Raw genomic sequence first — 12,962 nt, forward strand, 5'->3', positions numbered from 1 at the left:
CCGAAGCGGCCAGAGCGGAAAGGCAGCGCCATGTTCCTCGTCACCGGCGGCGCCGGCTTCATCGGCTCCAACCTCCTGGCCGCGCTCTGCGCCCGCGGGGAGGAGGTCATGGTCTGCGACCGCCTGCGGGATGGCGGGAAGTGGCACAACATCGCCCCTTACCCTATCGCCGGGATCGTGCCGCCGGAGGATCTGGACCGCTGGCTGGACGGCGCCTCCGGACTGGAGGGCATCTTCCACCTGGGCGCCATCAGCGCCACCACGGTGCGCGACGGGGACCTGGTGACCGCCAACAACCTGTCCCTGACCCTGAGGCTCTGGGACTGGTGCGCCGAATACCGGGTGCCGCTGATCTACGCCTCCTCCGCCGCCACCTATGGCGACGGCTCCGCCGGCTTCGACGACGACATGGCGCCGGAGGCCCTGGCGAAGCTGCGGCCGCTCAACCTCTACGGCTGGTCCAAGCATGCCACCGACCGCCGTGTGGTGGACCTGCTGGCGCGCCACCGCCTCGCCCCGCCGCACTGGGCCGGGTTGAAGTTCTTCAACGTCTATGGCCCTCACGAGGCGCACAAGGACCGCATGGCCTCGGTGGTGCTGCACAAGTTCCGCCAGATCGCCGGGGGCGAGGCCGCGACCCTTTTCGCCTCGGACCGGGAGGGCATCCCCGACGGCGGGCAGATGCGCGATTTCGTGCATGTGGACGACTGCGTGGCGGCGATGCTCTGGCTGATGGACCACCCGCATGTCTCCGGCCTGTTCAACTGCGGCTCGGGCAAGGCCCGCAGCTTCCGGGACCTGGTCCTGGCCGTCTATGCCGCGATGGGGCGGGAGCCCGACATCCGCTACGTGCCGATGCCCGGGGACCTGAAGGGAAAATACCAGTATTTCACCGAGGCGCGCATGGACCGGCTGCGGCAACTCGGCTTCAACCACCCGGCCACGGAGCTGGAGGATGGCGTCGGCCGCTATGTCCGCCAGCTCATGGCCGAGTCCCCGTTGGAGCCGCAGAACCGGGCATGATCCCCGCCATCCTCTTTCCCGCTTTCGACCCGGTGGCCATCCAGCTCGGCCCCTTCGCCATCCGCTGGTACGCCCTGGCCTATATCACCGGCATCCTGCTGGGCTGGTGGATGGTGCGCCGGCTGGTGCAGCTCGCCCCCCAGGCCGCGACGCGGGAGCAGGTGGACGACTTCGTGACCTGGGCCACGCTGGGCATCGTGCTGGGCGGGCGCATCGGCTACGTCCTGTTCTACCGCCCCGGCCACTATATCGAGCACCCGCTGGAGGCGCTCTATCTCTGGCAGGGCGGCATGTCCTTCCATGGCGGTGCGGCGGGCGTGATCCTGGCACTGTACTTCTTCACCCGCTCCCAAAGGCTGGACTTCCTCGGCTTCTCCGACCGGGTGACCTCGGTGGTGCCAGTCGGCCTGTTCTTCGGGCGCATTGCCAACTTCATCAACGGCGAGCTCTGGGGCCGCGTCACCGACGTCCCCTGGGGCATGATCTTCCCGACCGGCGGGCCGGAGCCGCGTCATCCCTCGCAGCTCTATCAGGCCAGCATGGAGGGGGTGATCCTCTTCATCCTGCTGCAGATCCTGGTCCACCGCTCGACGCTGCGGGCGCGGAGCGGCTTTGTTTCCGGCGCCTTCCTGGCCGGCTATGGCGTCGCCCGCATCGTCGGGGAGCTGTTCCGCCAGCCGGACGCGCAGCTCGGCTTCCTCTTCGCCGGGATCACCATGGGGCAGCTCCTGTCCCTGCCGATGGTGCTCATCGGGGCCTGGCTGATGTGGCGGTCCCGGCCCGCGACGGCCCCCGCCCCGGGCGCCGTGCGGCACGAGGGCGCCTGACATGGCGGGGGCCGAACGGCTCGACCGCTTCATGGCCCGCGCCGTGGCCGCCTACTATGCCGGCCGCGACCCGCTGGGCCGGGAGGGCGACTTCATCACCGCGCCGGAGATCAGCCAGACCTTCGGCGAGTGCCTGGGCCTCTGGGCCGCCGTCTGCTGGCAGATGATGGGCGCGCCGCGGCGCGTCGTCCTGGCCGAGCTTGGCCCCGGCCGCGGCACGCTGATGGCCGATGCCCTGCGTGCGGTGCGGGAGGTCATCCCCGCCTTCGCCCAGGCGGCCGAGCCGCATCTGGTGGAGGCCTCACCCGTGCTGCGGGCGGCGCAGCGGGCGAAGCTGCCGGACGCGCAGTGGCACGACCGGGTGGAGGACCTGCCGGAAGGGCCGCTCCTGCTCCTGGCAAACGAGTTCCTCGACGCCCTGCCGATCCGGCAGTTCGTGCGGCAGGACGGCTCCTGGCGGGAACGCTGGGTTCGGGACGGCGCCTTCCTCCTCCGCGAGATCGAGGAGCCTCCCCCGCTGCCCCTCTCCGACGACACGCCGGAGGGCACGATCCAGGAGGCCTGCGCCCCGGCCCTGTCCCTGGCCGCATGGGTCGCGGGGCGTCTGGCCCGGCAGGGTGGCGCCGCGCTCTTCATCGACTACGGCCATACCAGGGGCGGCAGCGGCGACAGCCTCCAGGCCGTCCGGCGGCATGAGCCGGTTGATCCCCTGGCGGCCCCCGGCACCGCCGACCTGACTGCGCATGTGGATTTCCGGGCCCTGGCCGACGCCGCCCTTTCCGCCGGCGGCGCCGTGCATGGGCCGGTGCCGCAGGGCATGTTCCTGCGCCGCCTGGGCCTGGGGCAGCGCGCCGCCATGCTGGCCGCCGCCAACCCCCGGCAGGCCCAGGCGCATCTGGCCGCGGCGAACCGCCTGACGGCGCAGGAGGCGATGGGCCTGCTCTTCCAGGCGCTGGCCATCACGCCGCCCGGCTTCCCCACCCCACCCGGATTCGAGAACGCATGAGCACCGCCGAGTTCCTCGTCGCCGCTGGTCTGGCGGGCCTGCCGCATGGCTTCTTCACCCGCCGGGGCGGTGTCTCCGAGGGGGCCTTCGCCTCGCTGAACTGCTCGCTCTCTGGCGCCGACGACCCGGCCCGCGTGGCGGAGAACCGCGCCCTGGCCATGGAGGCACTAGGCCTAGCGCCGGCGGCGCTGGTGGGTCTGCACCAGGTCCATGGCGCCGAGGTGGTGGTGGCACGCGAGCCCTGGTCCGACACGGCGCGGCCGCGCGCGGATGGCGTGGTGACCGACCGGCCCGAGCTGGCCCTGGGGATCGTCACGGCGGATTGCGGCCCGGTGCTCTTCGCCGATGCCGAGGCCGGAGTGATCGGCGCCTGCCATGCAGGCTGGCGCGGGGCCGTGGCCGGGATCTGCGAAGCGGTGCTGGAAGCCATGGAGGGAATCGGGGCGAAGCGCGAGCGTGTCGTGGCCGCGCTGGGCCCCTGCATCCGGCAGGCCTCCTACGAGGTCGGGCGCGATCTCTTCGAGGCCGTGGGCAGGCCGGAATTCTTCCAGCCGGGTATGCGGGATGGGCACTGGCAGTTCGACATGGCGGGCTATATCGCGGCCCGGCTGCAAGGCGCCGGCACCGGGCTGGTGCAGGTGATCGACGCCGACACCCAGGCGGACACCGAACGCTTCTTCTCCCACCGCCGCCGTACCCTGACCGGCGGCGGCCCGATCGGGCACCAGCTCTCGGCCATCGCCCTCCAGGGTTGAAGTTCTTCCGAATCCTTCGCGAGATCGGGCAAATGTGAGGACTGAAATCCTCTGGGAAGGATTCAGTTCTCCTTTTGTTCCTAGAATCGGTCTAGGATCGGGGGATGCCCCCCGATCCCTTGCTCGAACAGCTCGAAAGGACCCTGGCCGACTCCTACAAGCGGGAGATCGAGGCGGAGGAGAATGTCTGGCGCAGCTTGCCCTTCTTCGCCGCGACCCTTGCCCTGCAATTCGCGGGGCTGGCCCAGGCGCGCGACTGGCTGCTGGCGATGCAGGGCAACGCCGCCCTCGTCGCCATCGTGCTGCTGGTCCTGGCCGGCGGCTCGACGGCGCTGGGCCTGCTCTTCCTGGCCCAGTCCATCGCTCCCGCCGAGTTCCGCTACCTGTCCCGAGAGACCGAGCTGCTGCGCTATGCCGGCGCGTTGCGGGAGCAGGAGCGGTCGGTCGGGCGCGAGGTGGCCGAGGCATCCGCCGCGGCCCTGGCCAGCTTCCGCGCGACTCTGGTGGCGCAATACGCCATGGCGGTGGATCATAACCGGGCCATCAACCGCCGCAGGGCGACACGGCGAACCAGGGCCGCCCTGGCGATCCTCTGCTCGGTCCTGCTGGTCACGGCACTGGTGGCGCTGACACTGGGCACCAACATGTCCCATGCCACCGGAGCCGGACCGATCCATGACAGCCAGAAGCCCGCCGAAAGCACCCGCGCCACCGAAAGCGGAGCCATCCGGCCAGGACTGCTCGGCGAAGACCCGGCAGCAGCCAGGCCCGGAGGAAAAGCCGGCCGAACCGCCGATGGTGGTGGTGCGCGAGGGATGGTGGAGCCGCAAGGTGGCGGAGCGGCCGCGCGAGGTGCTGCGGCGGGAGGATGAGGGGAAGAAGCGATAAGCGGCGGGAAGGCCCCGGAGGCCCGCCCGCCGCCTGAAATCATATCTGGAGCCGGCTGTTACTCCGGGCGGATCCACTCGGGCTCGTCGACGATATCGAGATCGTCGAGGTTCACGATCACCTCCTCGGTCCCGGAGCGGACCAGGACGCAGTGCAGGTCCTCGGTGTCGGAGGCGTTCAGCTCCTGATGCGGCAGATAGGGCGGCACCAGCATGAAATCTCCTGCCTTGGCCTCGGTGATGAACTCCAGCCGGTTGCCCCAGCGCATCAGCGCATGGCCCCGCACCACGTAGATGATGCTTTCCAGTGCGCCATGATGGTGCGGGCCGGTCGGATGACCTGGCCTGATGAGGTTGGTTCCGGCCCAGAGATGCTGGGAGCCGTTGCGGCTGCCGCTGATCGCGACCTCGCGGTTCATGCCGAGCGTTTCCGGCGTGTCGCAGCTCCGGGCGCCGGCCTTCACCACCTTGATGCCGTTGTTGCGCCAGTCCTGGGTCTGGCCGGGGGCCTTCGCGATCGTGCCATCGGGCATGACGAGCGTCTCCTTCACGGGAATATTCGTCTCTCGGCCCATATTTTAGGGCGTCGCCAGCATCGTGAAATGGGCTGGTTTTCCAAACTCCCCCGCTTCTCCAGCACAATTCTCTCCCTCTGTCCCGGTGGCGAGGATGGCTTTCCGAAAAGGGTGCCAACCCGCCAAGGTGCCCGAAACCGATGCTCGACGTGAGGCGCCGCACGCGATAAGCGGCCTGCGATGCCTTATATGGTCTTCTTCGTGTTCCTGATCTTCCTGACCGCGCTGGCCTCCTGTGTTGTCGGCTGAACGGCGCGTCCTGGCGGCGCTTCTCCTCCTGCTCCTGCCTCTGGCCGGTTGCGGGGACCTGCCACAGCCCTATCGCGGGCAGCCGGGCGGCATGGCAGCCAAGTTGGTGCAGCCGCCTGCCTACCGGATCGCCGTGCCTCCCCCGGACGGCGCCATGCTGACCGATGCGGGCAGCAAGCGCTTCGCTTCCGATCTCGCGGAGGCGCTGGTGGCGGCCGAGGTGCCGGCCGTGGCGAGCCAGCCCTGGCCGCTCGACTGGCGGCTGAAGGTGGTGGCGAGCCGCGAGGGCCAGACCATCGTGCCGCGCTACACGCTGGAGAACGCCGACGCGCAGTCCGTGGTCGAGGCCCGCGGCAACCCGGTGCGGATCGAGGACTGGGCAGGCGAGGACCCGAAGATGCTGCAACGCGTGGCCACCAGCGATGCCGGCACCGTGGCCACGCTGCTGGCGCGCGCCGATGCCGCCCGGCGCGCGGCGGACCCCGCGACGCTGGTGGCGAACGGCCCGCCACGCCTCCGCTTCATCGGCGTGAAGGGCGCGCCCGGCGACGGCGACACCGCCCTGACCACGCGCATGACCGATTTCCTGGCGGATAAGGGCTTCCTGGTGCAGCCCCAGGCGGAGGGTTCCCTGTTCAGCCTGGAGGGGCAGGTCAACATGGTGCCCATCCCCGACCGGCAGCAGCGGGTGGAGATCCAGTGGATCGTGACCCGCAAGGACGGCCAGGAGATCGGGCGGGCCATCCAGATGAACCAGATCCCGCAGGGGACGCTGAACGGGCTCTGGGGCGATGTCGCCTATGTGGTGAGCCAGGAGGCGGCGCAGGGGGTGCGCGACATCATCTCCAACGCCGGCGGCTTCGGACCGCCGCCCGCCCCGGCCGGCGGGTCCGGCACGAAAGCGCCCGCCGACAAGGCATCCCCGGGCAAGCCGCAGGCTGGCGTGGCAGCGCCCGGTCCGGCGGGGGGCACGGCCTCCGTGGCCACGCCGCTCCTCCTGCCACAGGACGACGAATCCCTGCCGCCACCCCGGGGCTGAGGCATGGGGAGCAGTGCCGCGCAGCCCCTTTCGTGGGGCCGCGACGGCCGCGATCCCGTGGCGGAAGATTTGCTCACTGGATCGCGATTGCTCTGGAAGAGACCCGCCATGCCGCCTACGCTGCGTCGCATGATGCCATTCTCCCTGGAGCCGGGGCTGCGCGCGGTCCTGCTGACCGCCGCGCTCCTCGCGGGATGTGCGGCGGGCGATGGCCCGCGAACCGCGGGCGATGCGCCCCGCGGTGCCTTCGGACCCTATCTGGCGGGCCGTTTCGCCTCCTCCGAGGCGGACAGTGCCATGGCCGCCTCGCAGCTCGGGGAGGCCCTGCGCCAGGACCCCGACCAGGTCGAGGTGCTGCAGCAGGCCTTCGGCGCCGCGGTGATGAATGGCCAGTCCGATGCGGCGCGCCTCGCCCGGCGCCTGCCCGAGGACCAGTTGGCGAACCTGCTGCTCGCCGGGTCGGATGCCCAGGCGGGGCGCTGGGACCGTGCCGAGCAGCGGTTGCGCGCCCTGCCGCGCCGGGGCTCGGCACAGCTTCTCCAGCCTCTGCTGGTCGCCTGGGCCCAGGCGGGGCGGGGCGATACCGCGCAGGCCCTGGCCCTGCTGCGGCCCTTCATCGAGGACGGGCGGCTGCGGGGCGTGATCGCCCTGCACGCCGCGATGATCGCCGATCTCGGCGGGCAGCCGCAGGACGCGGCGCGCTACCTCCGTCTGGCGATCGCGGACACCCGAGAGCCGAACCTCCGTCTGGCGCAGATCGGCGCCGGCATCCTCGCCCGGGCCGGGCAGGAGGCCCAGGGCGCGCGGCTCTTCGACGTGATGGCCCGGGGGAATGACGACATCGCCATGGTGGTGACGCCGGCGCTGCGCCAGAAGGCGTTGCAGGGCCGCGCGGTGGCGAGCGCGACCGAGGGGATGGCGGAGGCTCAGGTCGCCTTCGGGGCGGCGCTCCGCTCCCAGGGGGCCCCGGACCTCGCCCTGATGCTGTCGCGCCTGTCGCTCCGCCTGCGCCCGGATTTCGCCCCGGCCCTGCTCCTCGCCGCCGATTCCCTGGCGGATCAGAAACATACCGACCGCGCCCTGGCGATGCTGGAAATGGTGCCGGAGCGTGATCCCCTGGCGCCGCTGGTGGCACTGCGCCGTGCCGCCTTGCTGGACGCCGTGGGCCGGACCGCCGAGGCCGAAGGGCTGCTGCGCCAGTTGGGGCAGAGCCATCCGCAGGCCGTGCAGCCCGTGGCGCAACTCGGCGACATGCTGCGCACGCGGGGACGCTTCGGCGAGGCCTCGGCGGCCTATGGGGAGGCACTGGCCCGGGCCCGCACGGACGGGTCTGCCGGTTGGCCGCTCTACTATGCCCAGGGCATCGCGATGGAACGCGACGGCCGCTGGGCCGAGGCCGAGGCTTCCTTCCGCCGCGCCCTGGCCCTGGCGCCGGACCAGCCCAGCGTCCTGAACTACCTCGCCTATTCCTGGGCCGAGCGGGGCGAGCGGCTGCCGGAGGCGAAGCGCATGCTGGAACGGGCCGCGGCGCTGCGGCCGCAGGACGGCAACATCGCCGACAGCCTCGGTTGGGTCCTGCTGCGCCAGGGGGAGCTGCCGAAGGCCGTTCAGACGCTGGAGCGGGCCGTGGAACTGGAATCGCGCAATTCCACGATCAACGAGCATCTGGGGGACGCCTATTGGGCGGTCGGCCGGCGGACGGAGGCGCGCTACCAGTGGCGCCGGGCGCTGGATCTTGCTCCGGCATCCGAGGACGGGCCCCGGCTTTCCGCCAAGCTGCGGGATGGGTTGCAGACCCCGCCCACCGCTTCCGCTATGCGCTGAACCATGTCCGACATGATGACGAACCGGCCCCGGGCCACGGGGGCCGGGGCGGCTGAATTCGCCCCGGCCAAGGTCAATCTCTTCCTGCATGTCACCGGGCGGCGCGAGGATGGGTATCACCTGCTCGACAGCCTGGCCGTCTTCGCGGGGGTGGGCGATGAGCTCACGGCCTCGCCGGCGGAAGCGCTGACGCTGGAGATCGACGGGCCGGAAGGCGGTGCCCTGGCCGCCGAGCCGGACAACCTCGTGCTGCGCGCGGCGCGCCTGCTGGCGGAGAGCCATGGTGTGTCCGGCGGCGCGACGCTGCGGCTGACCAAGCGCCTGCCGGTGGCCTCCGGCATCGGCGGCGGCTCGGCCGACGCGGCCGCGGCGCTGCGCCTGCTGTCCCGCCAGTGGCGGCTGGCCCTGCCGCCCGAGGCGGCGGTGACGCGGCTGGGGGCGGATGTGCCCGTCTGCGTCGCGTCCCGGGCCGCGCGCATGGGTGGCATCGGCGAGGAACTGGTGCCGGCGCCGCGTTTCCCGACCTATGGGCTGTTGCTGGCCAATCCGCGCATCCCCCTGTCCACGCCCGCCGTGTTCCGGGCCAGGGCGCCCGGCTTCACGCCCCCGGCGGAACTGCCCGGGTCCTGGCCCGATGCCCGGGCCATGGCCGAGGATCTCCGACTCTGTGCGAACGATCTGGAGGCCCCGGCACGGCAGCTTTGCCCCGCCGTGACGGAGGTGCTTGCGGCGATCGCCACCCGGAAGGACTGCCTGCTGGCACGGATGAGCGGTTCCGGCGCGACCTGCTTCGGCCTCTTTCCCGATCCGGCCGCGGCCCGGGCGGCGGCTGAGAGCCTGCCCTCCGTCTGGTGGCGCTGGGGCGGGGCACCCGCGGAAGGCTGAATCCTGGCCCCTTGCTGCGACGCGGCGGAAAGAAACCCGGGCCGGGAGGTCTTTACGGACCCCCTGGGCTCCGATTATCTCCCTCCCCACGCCGAGGCCCGGTTCGCGGGAGCCTGCTACTGGGGCGTAGCCAAGCGGTAAGGCAGCGGTTTTTGGTACCGCCATTCCCAGGTTCGAATCCTGGCGCCCCAACCAGCAATCACGCTTCCGGTTTCCTAGCGCATGGGTCCCAGCCGGGCGGCGAGGCGACGGGCCAGGGCATAGCCCAGCATGCCGCCGACCGGCGCGGCCGGAAGGGCCAGCAGCCAGCCGAGATGAACGCCCTGCACCACCAGCCCCAGGCCGATGCCGAACATCGTCCCACCGGTCAGGCAGCCGAGGACCCCGGCGGTCAGGCCGAGGATCAGGATCTCTTCGCGTCTCACCATCGTATCCCAGCAGGTGCAGGAAGCCCGTCGCTTTGACAAGCGGGGGTTTGACAAGGGGATGGCGCGCCGTTAAGGGGCGCCCTCCTTCCTGGGAATGTGGACGCGGCACCCTGCCGTGCGCCCGCTCACGGCCTTCCGGGGCCGGGGGACTACCGGGACAAAACAGGTCCATCGGGCCGACGAAGACGAAAGGACCCGCCGCATGACGAAGCGCGCGGAAAGCAAGTACAAGATCAATCGCCGCCTGGGCGTGAACCTCTGGGGCCGTGCGAAGTCCCCGATCGCCAAGCGCGAGTATGGTCCCGGCCAGCATGGCCAGCGCCGCAAGCAGAAGCCGACCGACTTCGGCATCCAGCTGATGGCCAAGCAGAAGCTCAAGGGCTACTACGGCAACATCGGCGAGAAGCAGTTCCGCAAGTATTACGAGGAGGCCGTGCGCCGTAAGGGCGACACCTCCGAGAACCTGATCGAGCTGCTGGAGCGCCGCCTGGACGCCGTGGTGTACCGCATGAAGCTGGCGGTGACGCCCTTCGCGGCCCGCCAGTTCGTCAACCACGGCCACCTGCTGGTGAACGGCAAGCGCGTGAACATCCCCTCCTACCTCGTGAAGGACGGCGACGTCATCGAGGTGAAGGAGAAGTCCAAGCAGCTCACCGCCGTGCTCGACGCCGCGCAGTCCGGCGAGCGTGACGTGCCGGAGTATGTGCAGATCGACCACCGCCAGATGAAGGGCTCCTTCATCCGCGCGCCGAAGCTGAGCGATGTGCCGTACCCGGTGCAGATGGAGCCGAACCTGGTCATCGAGTTCTACTCGCGCTGATATTGATGAAGGCGGGGCCAAAAACTCCGCCTTTTCAATAATTTATCTAAGACAATAAGAGGCGAATCCCCCTCACGCCACCCCTCACGGCAGCCCCCTCACGGTACTCCCACCCTTTCTTGCGAGAGGGCGGCACCACTACGTGGATGTGAGCGGGCGTTACGGCGGAACCCTGGATCGCATGGCTGGCGGCGGTCCGGAGATGCAAGCGAGCGGTTGCACCTAAAAACGAAGCACTCCTGCTCCGTCGCAACCGATACAATGCCACGCTACGAACGCGCGGGCGTACACCCGAAAGACCACATTTGATGCAAGACCGTACCAGCCTCCCCCCGGAGGCCACCACGGCGCATGTCCCCGATTTCGGCGCACCAATCCACGCTTGGTCGGATGGGGGATGCCGCCCCAATCCAGGCTTCGGCGCCCATGCCGCCATCGTGGTTCTGCCAAGCGGGAAAGAAGTAACCTTTGAGGGCACCGAGAAAGACTCAACAAACAACCGCATGGAGTTGAAGGCGGCTCTAAGTATCCTCCAAGGCGCCAAGCACGCGCGCCACATCATTATCCATACGGACAGCGAGTATCTGTTTCTAGGCATCACGCAACGGGTGGAGAAATGGAGGACCAAAGGGTGGATCAACAGCGCAAAAGAGCCTGTCGTGAACCGCGACCTGTGGGAAGCAATTCTGGCAGAGGCAGCCCGTCACCGCGTTGAATGGGTGCTAACACGCGGTCACGCGGATGATGCCATGAACAACCGCGCCGATGCGGCGGTGCAACGGCTGTTGCGGGCTGCCTCTGCCCCGAAGAAGGGGGCGAAATGAACCGCCTCCGAGGGAAGTCGCAGGGGGCAGGAGATGCCCCCCAGACGGTGGCGTTAGCGGATATCGTGGTGATGCCCGCCTATCGCATCCGGGACCGTCTAGACCGGGCTGCCGTAGCGCAATACCGGCAGGCATATGCGCAGGGGGACGTTCTGCCCCCGCTTAGCATCGCCCTGGTGGAAGGCGCATTGATCCTGCGGGACGGTTGGCACCGGTTGGAAGCCCTCCGCGAGATCGGCACGCTGCACACGGAAGCCGTCATCTCGGAGATGTCGGGCAATGAGGCGCGCTGGCAGTCCGGCAAGCTGAACCTCACTCACGGCGTGCGACTTTCGGCGGGCGAGGTGCGGAAGACCTTCAAGGCGTATGTGAGGGCCGGGCATCACAAGAGAGGCGCGCGCGGGTTCAAGACGTACCGCGAAATGGCGGCTGACTTCGGAGGGAACGCCACGCGTTCCAGCCTTCACCGATGGATGCGCGAGGACTTTCCGGCGGTGGCCCGGAAGATCGGCGGCGAAGAAGGAGGAGGAGATGGCAGCTTGAGAGAGCGTAGCCCCGAGGCAGTCTTAGCGCAGCAGGCGGCGAAGCACCTTGAGGGCGTCGAAGCGGCCATGAAAGGCATCAAGACCCCGCGCTTGCGTGGCGAGGTGCTGGCACGGATGGCGGAGGCGCAGCGGAAAGCGAGTGTGGCGTGCCCGTGGACACCGGCAGAAGACGAAACCTTCTAGCGGGAGAGCTAACGCACTGTTTCTGCTGCTGAAATGAGACATCCTGTCCCAATAGGACATGTCTAGGCAACGGCAAGGGCGCTAAACCGCTGACTTAGAACGCGTATTTAACGAGAAACGCGCCACCTCGAAAATGGGGATGGGGCCGATGCGACGCGGCCCCGCCTCCCGCCCGTGGCGGATACTGGATCAGGAAGACGCGGGGGCCGCATCTCCGTGCCCCTGGCGCAGAGCACGAATTTCAGCAGGTGTGCTGCGGACCCACTCACCGGGGCGCGCAAAGACTTCCCCAATGAAGGGTGCGCGTAGCCAAAGGTTGAAGTGACTTGTGGAAGCGTATGCCTCCACCTCGAAAGAGCGACCCAGGGTGAACTTGAAGGACGGGATGATGGTCACGGCGTCTGCAACTTTTGGTTGTCGTTCCGGCAGAGAATCACTCACGGAATCGTGCGTCAAGAGTGCGTCGGGGTGGTCCGGATAGTTTTGGCGCAAAAATCTGACGGGGCATCCAATAATCGGAGTGCACTCGTTTCCCCCCGCACTTCCCCCTGGGAACCCTTGAGGCCAGCCGAAGGGGCCGCGAGAACGGGAGCAGCCTCGCCTCATGGCCGCCCCACCCCCCCGCCATCTTCACCTTCCCCGAAACGCAGCAGACGATCCGCACGGTGTCCCTCGACGGGGCGCCGTGGTTCGTGGCGGGAGATGTAACGCGATGCCTCGGGCTTGTGCGGGGCGGCACCACACTATCCCCGCTGTGTGCTACGGAACGTCGCGTTATCCGTAAGTGGGGCCAGACCCCACTTAAGGGACAGGGCCTCGCCCTCATCTCCGAGAGCGGCCTCTACAAGCTCATCATGCGCTCCGACAAACCCCAGGCGCGCGCCTTCCAAGATTGGGTGACGCGCGACGTGCTCCCCGCGATCCGGAAAGACGGGATGTACGTGATGGGCGAGGAGAAGGTGCGCTCCGGATATGCCTGCAGGGAGCATCTGCCAATCACTAGGGCCTGCCCATATGATTCGGTATGGAGGGAACGATTGATCGGATCACTAGCATTGTCTTTTGAGTTTTGATGCGAATAGATCGCTGCAT

At 69.0% G+C, this 12,962-nt stretch carries 14 protein-coding genes and 1 tRNA gene; 13 read left to right on the top strand and 2 right to left on the bottom strand.

Translation table 11 applies throughout. The annotated features are described in order from the left end of the window. Window positions 1-30: 30 nt before the first annotated feature. The 5 genes from rfaD (at window position 31) to RGI145_RS03255 (ending at window position 4,483) form a co-directional block, all read left to right on the top strand. Window positions 31-1,023, top strand: a complete 993-nt coding sequence (rfaD, locus tag RGI145_RS03235) for an ADP-glyceromanno-heptose 6-epimerase (protein WP_075797214.1) — start codon at window positions 31-33, stop codon at window positions 1,021-1,023. Beyond that, window positions 1,020-1,850, top strand: coding sequence for a prolipoprotein diacylglyceryl transferase (lgt, locus tag RGI145_RS03240; RefSeq protein WP_075797215.1), 831 nt, complete (start codon window positions 1,020-1,022; stop codon window positions 1,848-1,850). Before rfaD ends, lgt begins: the two co-directional genes overlap by 4 nt. A gap of 1 nt (window position 1,851) precedes the next feature. Then, window positions 1,852-2,856, top strand: coding sequence for a class I SAM-dependent methyltransferase (locus tag RGI145_RS03245; protein WP_075797216.1), 1,005 nt, complete (start codon window positions 1,852-1,854; stop codon window positions 2,854-2,856). Next, window positions 2,853-3,611 carry a peptidoglycan editing factor PgeF gene (pgeF, locus tag RGI145_RS03250; protein ID WP_075797217.1) on the top strand — a complete coding sequence of 253 codons (759 nt, stop codon included), beginning with the start codon at window positions 2,853-2,855 and terminating at the stop codon, window positions 3,609-3,611. Before RGI145_RS03245 ends, pgeF begins: the two co-directional genes overlap by 4 nt. Window positions 3,612-3,715: 104 nt before the next feature. Beyond that, complete coding sequence (locus RGI145_RS03255; protein WP_075797218.1) at window positions 3,716-4,483, top strand: hypothetical protein; 768 nt, start codon at window positions 3,716-3,718, stop codon at window positions 4,481-4,483. Between the two features lie 74 nt (window positions 4,484-4,557). Here RGI145_RS03255 and RGI145_RS03260 read toward each other — a convergent pair whose 3' ends face one another. Next, window positions 4,558-5,031, bottom strand: a complete 474-nt coding sequence (locus tag RGI145_RS03260; protein WP_075797219.1) for a cupin domain-containing protein — start codon at window positions 5,029-5,031, stop codon at window positions 4,558-4,560. Between the two features lie 382 nt (window positions 5,032-5,413). On the opposite strand from RGI145_RS03260, the gene RGI145_RS03265 reads away from it, so the two are divergent. The 4 genes from RGI145_RS03265 (at window position 5,414) to RGI145_RS03280 (ending at window position 9,265) form a co-directional block, all read left to right on the top strand. Next, the gene (locus RGI145_RS03265) at window positions 5,414-6,361 is read left to right on the top strand and encodes a hypothetical protein (protein ID WP_156878414.1); all 948 of its coding nucleotides are present in this window, start codon (window positions 5,414-5,416) and stop codon (window positions 6,359-6,361) included. A gap of 108 nt (window positions 6,362-6,469) precedes the next feature. Further along, complete coding sequence (locus tag RGI145_RS03270) at window positions 6,470-8,185, top strand: tetratricopeptide repeat protein (protein ID WP_075797221.1); 1,716 nt, start codon at window positions 6,470-6,472, stop codon at window positions 8,183-8,185. 15 nt (window positions 8,186-8,200) lie between these two features. Then, a complete protein-coding gene (locus RGI145_RS03275; RefSeq protein WP_075799791.1) occupies window positions 8,201-9,070 on the top strand; it encodes a 4-(cytidine 5'-diphospho)-2-C-methyl-D-erythritol kinase in 870 nt (289 codons plus the stop codon). A gap of 120 nt (window positions 9,071-9,190) precedes the next feature. Continuing rightward, window positions 9,191-9,265 (top strand) — tRNA-Gln (locus tag RGI145_RS03280). 20 nt (window positions 9,266-9,285) lie between these two features. On the opposite strand, the gene RGI145_RS03285 is transcribed toward RGI145_RS03280, so the two are convergent. Further along, window positions 9,286-9,498, bottom strand: a complete 213-nt coding sequence (locus RGI145_RS03285) for a hypothetical protein (RefSeq protein WP_075797222.1) — start codon at window positions 9,496-9,498, stop codon at window positions 9,286-9,288. A 202-nt stretch (window positions 9,499-9,700) separates the two neighbouring features. Here RGI145_RS03285 and rpsD point away from each other — a divergent pair, with 202 nt between their 5' ends. The 4 genes from rpsD to RGI145_RS26180 all read left to right on the top strand — a co-directional run bounded on the left by rpsD (window position 9,701) and on the right by RGI145_RS26180 (window position 12,943). Further along, window positions 9,701-10,318: a 30S ribosomal protein S4 gene (rpsD, locus tag RGI145_RS03290; protein ID WP_027281129.1), complete on the top strand. Its 618-nt coding sequence runs from the start codon at window positions 9,701-9,703 to the stop codon at window positions 10,316-10,318. A gap of 308 nt (window positions 10,319-10,626) precedes the next feature. Continuing rightward, complete coding sequence (locus tag RGI145_RS03295) at window positions 10,627-11,142, top strand: ribonuclease H family protein (protein WP_083670339.1); 516 nt, start codon at window positions 10,627-10,629, stop codon at window positions 11,140-11,142. 71 nt (window positions 11,143-11,213) lie between these two features. After that, a complete protein-coding gene (locus RGI145_RS03300) occupies window positions 11,214-11,870 on the top strand; it encodes a hypothetical protein (RefSeq protein WP_156878416.1) in 657 nt (218 codons plus the stop codon). Window positions 11,871-12,562: 692 nt separating this feature from the next. Further along, entirely contained in the window at window positions 12,563-12,943 is a 381-nt protein-coding gene (locus RGI145_RS26180; RefSeq protein WP_418314504.1) for a BRO-N domain-containing protein, read from the top strand. The last annotated feature ends 19 nt before the right edge of the window (window positions 12,944-12,962 follow it).

The sequence above is a fragment of the Roseomonas gilardii genome (assembly GCF_001941945.1).
Taxonomy (GTDB): Bacteria; Pseudomonadota; Alphaproteobacteria; order Acetobacterales; family Acetobacteraceae; genus Roseomonas.

Excerpts from the sequence above, each read along its gene's own strand:
- rpsD (WP_027281129.1), top strand. The coding sequence starts at position 9,701 with ATGACGAAGCGCGCGGAAAGCAAGTACAAGATCAATCGCCGCCTGGGC.
- RGI145_RS03295 (WP_083670339.1), top strand. The coding sequence starts at position 10,627 with ATGCAAGACCGTACCAGCCTCCCCCCGGAGGCCACCACGGCGCATGTC.
- RGI145_RS03270 (WP_075797221.1), top strand. The coding sequence starts at position 6,470 with ATGCCGCCTACGCTGCGTCGCATGATGCCATTCTCCCTGGAGCCGGGG.
- RGI145_RS03265 (WP_156878414.1), top strand. The coding sequence starts at position 5,414 with ATGGCAGCCAAGTTGGTGCAGCCGCCTGCCTACCGGATCGCCGTGCCT.
- RGI145_RS03285 (WP_075797222.1), bottom strand. The coding sequence starts at position 9,498 with ATGGTGAGACGCGAAGAGATCCTGATCCTCGGCCTGACCGCCGGGGTC.
- RGI145_RS03275 (WP_075799791.1), top strand. The coding sequence starts at position 8,201 with ATGACGAACCGGCCCCGGGCCACGGGGGCCGGGGCGGCTGAATTCGCC.
- RGI145_RS03260 (WP_075797219.1), bottom strand. The coding sequence starts at position 5,031 with ATGCCCGATGGCACGATCGCGAAGGCCCCCGGCCAGACCCAGGACTGG.
- rfaD (WP_075797214.1), top strand. The coding sequence starts at position 31 with ATGTTCCTCGTCACCGGCGGCGCCGGCTTCATCGGCTCCAACCTCCTG.
- RGI145_RS03300 (WP_156878416.1), top strand. The coding sequence starts at position 11,214 with ATGCCCGCCTATCGCATCCGGGACCGTCTAGACCGGGCTGCCGTAGCG.
- pgeF (WP_075797217.1), top strand. The coding sequence starts at position 2,853 with ATGAGCACCGCCGAGTTCCTCGTCGCCGCTGGTCTGGCGGGCCTGCCG.
- lgt (WP_075797215.1), top strand. The coding sequence starts at position 1,020 with ATGATCCCCGCCATCCTCTTTCCCGCTTTCGACCCGGTGGCCATCCAG.
- RGI145_RS03245 (WP_075797216.1), top strand. The coding sequence starts at position 1,852 with ATGGCGGGGGCCGAACGGCTCGACCGCTTCATGGCCCGCGCCGTGGCC.
- RGI145_RS03255 (WP_075797218.1), top strand. The coding sequence starts at position 3,716 with ATGCCCCCCGATCCCTTGCTCGAACAGCTCGAAAGGACCCTGGCCGAC.